Genomic DNA, 3,295 nt, shown 5'->3' with positions numbered 1-3,295 from the left:
CATTGGTCCTTGTATTCCAGTGGATACTATTAGATTAGCCGTAATTCCATTTATGCACGAATAAATTACATCACTACAACTGGTATTTACTAATCTAAAGGTTATTGGTACTTCATTTATCTCAATATATGCGTCTCCTATTATTTGGCCTTTTTGTTCTTCTGATACTGCTGTAATAATTTGACCATCACTAAATACTAAGGAAAAGCTAGTTCCAAAGCATCCTAGTCCATATTTCATTGATATCCACCATGAAATATAGTATTCTCCTTTATCTCTTATTGTAAATACTCCTGTATATGAATTGTAATATATTCCTTTAAAGGTAGTTGTAGTTAAACTATTAAATAAAACATTTTCTTTCCTTTTAACTACTCCACCACCTTTTTTTTGAATCTGAATTCCATGTCCACATGCTTTCATCATTTACCTCCTAAATTATTACTTGAACATCATCAAACTATATTCTTTCTTTACTTTTAAAATTATTCTCTAATTCTTTCTATCTAAAAAAACAATCAAATTTATCATATAATTTTAATACTATAATTTTTTTCTATTTTTATCTTTACTACATAAATTTATCATTATCTTACAATTTATTATTTTTATTCATATTTTGATACAGTATTTTCGACTTCTAGTCATTATATTTATAAAAAATATACTTCAAAAAAAAGAAACCTTAGCTAAATTAGCTTAGGCTCCTTCTTTTGTATTCTATTTATTTTTTATTAATACTCATCTTTCCATCTAATATTCTTCTTCTTAAATCTTTAACCTTTTCTTCAATAACTCTTGCAGTTTTTATAAATTCCTCTTTATCTTTTCCTGTAGGATCTTCTAATCCCCAATCTTCAATATGCTCTCCTAAAACAACCGGACAAACCACATTACAGCCCATTTTTATAACTATATCAAGCTTTGGAATATCTTCTAATAACTTTGATCTCTGCGTTTTCTCCATATCAATATTATATAATTCCTTCATCACTTCTACAGCATCTTTATTTATATTTGGCTTTTTTTCTGTCCCTGCTGAATATGATATAAATACATCCTCACCATATAATTTTCCTAAAGCCTCTGCCATTTGTGATCTACATGAATTATGAACACAAATAAATCCTACCTTCTTTTTCATCTAATCTTCCTCCATCAGCACACTTTTATTTATATTATATCTTAATCTTTCTTTCATAAAAATCAATTTTCAGTTTATTTTTTATAACCTTTTTTTGATACTTTATATAAAATCACAATAATCACAATTAATATTACTAATGAAAAATATAATAATTCATTTTTACTATACATTGATATTTTAAAAATATTAGACATTTTATCTGGTATCACATTCCAAATATTCACTACTAGAAGCATAGAACATAGTGTTAAACTACCTCTCACTCTACTTAAGTTTTTATTAAATCCCTCTACTTCTTTTCTACAAGAAACAATAGCACTAAATATACAATCACTAAAGGCATCTGTTACTTCATTAACTTCTTGCACTTTAACAGTATCTCCATTTTCATTAATTATTTCTTTTACAGCATAATAGTAAACATTCTTCTTAGGTGATGTTCCTTGTGGCTTAATATATTTCCCATCTACAATCTTATTAATAAACTTTTTATAATCTATCCTCATATAGTTAGCTAAAGTTTTTAAAGAGTAAACATCATTTTTCTCTAATTCCTCATCACAAAAATTTAATCTCTTATTGCACATAGATCTATTTAACCTTTTATTACTTATACTAAATTCCCTTTTCATATCACTACTTAATACTAGATCATACTTTCTTCTCTTCCTAATACTATATTGCTTAAGTAAATACAAACAATCCTCATCAAATTGTAATTTCAATTATATTCCCCCTAATAAGTATTCAAAAACTTTAATTATACTTATCTATTTTATTTTTTTCTTTTATTCTACTATAAAATTTTACCATACACATTATATTTATATCTTGCTTTTCTTAACTTTTACAAATTAAACAGTACTTTATATTTTTCACTGATATTCTCAAAGTATTTTAATAGTTAAATTTACCTTTAGTTAATTAAATTTTAAAGATTATCTACTCTTTGATATTCTGGAATATATCTAAGATTTATAGTTCCTACTTTTCCTGTTCTATTTTTTCTTACTAGAAGTTTCATTACCTTTTCATCATCTTTTTCTTTATCATAATAATCTTCTCTGTAGACAAACATAACTACATCAGCATCTTGTTCTATACTTCCACTGTCTCTTAAGTCTGAAAGCATTGGCTCTTTATCTGCTCTTCCTTCTACTCCTCTAGATAATTGACTTAATAATACTATACTTATGTCAAGCTCCTTTGCTAAAAGTTTTAGTCCTCTTGTTATTTTTCCTACTGCATTTACTCTATTTTCTTTTCTATCATCTATCTCCATAAGTGTTAGATAATCTATTATTAGAACATCTAACCCCTTGCTTTCTTTTACTGCTTTTGCCTTTGCTTTTATTGAAATTAGGTCTTGCATTTCACTACAATCTACCATCATTCCGCCTTTTTTTACTAATTTATCACATACCTTTGTAAGATTTATAAAGTCTTCTGGCTCTAAATCTCCATTCATAAGGTTTTTTCCATCTATATTTGCTTTAGATGAAAACACCTTCATTGCTAAAGCCTCTGCATTCATCTCTATTTCTGTGAATAAGGTTTGATATCCATTTTGAGCTAAGTTCACAAAAAGATTTACTGCAAAAACTGTTTTTCCCATTCCTGGTCTTCCTGCTACAACAACAAGCTCTCCCTTCTTTAATGCTCCTATATTCTCATCATATGAAGAAAAACCTGTACTCATTCCATAAGATTTTCCACCTTGAAGATATCTCTCTTCAATATCTACAAGTCCCTTATATAAAAATTCTTTAGTATCTAAAATACTTTCATGTCTCTTACTATTTTTTTCAAGCCCCATATAAACATATTCACGAATTTCCTTTATAGGTCTACTACTTATATGACTAGCTGCCCTTAATAGTACTTCCCTTAAATGCCTCTTCTCACTATATTCCTTAACAATTTTTATATAACCTGTTAAATCTAAATTTCTTCCACCATTTAAAATTTGAAGTACATAAGATAAACCTCCAACCTCTAAAATATCTCCATCTCTAAGCTTCTCAATTAAATTTACATCACTAATCCTTCTACCATTTCCATACAAATCTTTCATATGACTAAATAAAATTTTATGTTTTTTATCATAAAAATCTAACTCATTTAACTCATCTAAACACATAGGAAAGT

General features: G+C 27.1%; 4 protein-coding genes. All 4 read right to left on the bottom strand.

Features of this window, described 5'->3' with window-relative positions:
• Positions 1-423: hypothetical protein (locus ACRDDY_RS18690; protein WP_438566431.1), on the bottom strand; the 423-nt coding region annotated here is incomplete at its 3' end.
• Positions 424-724: 301 nt separating this feature from the next.
• Positions 725-1,144, bottom strand: a complete 420-nt coding sequence (locus ACRDDY_RS18685; RefSeq protein ID WP_438566430.1) for an arsenate reductase ArsC — start codon at positions 1,142-1,144, stop codon at positions 725-727.
• Positions 1,145-1,218: 74 nt separating this feature from the next.
• On the bottom strand, positions 1,219-1,872 hold the full coding sequence (locus ACRDDY_RS18680) for a hypothetical protein (RefSeq protein ID WP_438566429.1): 654 nt from the start codon (positions 1,870-1,872) through the stop codon (positions 1,219-1,221).
• A gap of 206 nt (positions 1,873-2,078) precedes the next feature.
• Positions 2,079-3,295, bottom strand: a 1,217-nt coding sequence (locus tag ACRDDY_RS18675; RefSeq protein WP_438566428.1) for a replicative DNA helicase, incomplete at its 5' end; no start/stop codon positions are given.

The organism is Clostridium sp. (genome assembly GCF_051656525.1).
GTDB lineage: Bacteria > Bacillota > Clostridia > Clostridiales > Clostridiaceae > Clostridium.
Note: the sequence above shows the minus strand (reverse complement) of the source record. Positions and strands in the feature narration are given on the sequence as shown.